At 55.6% G+C, this 304-nt stretch carries 1 protein-coding gene; it reads right to left on the minus strand.

What is annotated here, in order from left to right; translation table 11 throughout:
• Positions 1-48: 48 nt before the first annotated feature.
• Positions 49-304 (minus strand): hypothetical protein (locus HBA93_RS20325; RefSeq protein WP_221724480.1); only part of this gene is annotated, 256 nt, incomplete at its 5' end.

Genomic DNA, 304 nt, shown 5'->3' on the forward strand with positions numbered 1-304 from the left:
ACACGGTGACCGTAGTCAGACGTGGGCTCTTCCATCTATGCCGCCAATTCAATCATCTACGCCCGAGGAAAAGAGCACGTAACGCACAAAGACAATTGCCGCGATGATCGCCACAAGCTGAAGCAACACTCCACTCGCGGTTTCTTTGATACCGAACGCTCCGACAACCACCGTGGCAACCACCGAAGCCAGACCAACGGAACCGGTAATCATCAAGACCACAAGGATACGTCTGCGCTCCGGCGTTTGGAGGATCAGTTCGGATTCAGACGTGGTGAACCCCGTGCCGCTGAGTGCGGACATG

It is taken from the genome of Ochrobactrum sp. SFR4 (assembly GCF_019730395.1).
Classification (GTDB): Bacteria; Pseudomonadota; Alphaproteobacteria; order Rhizobiales; family Rhizobiaceae; genus Pseudochrobactrum.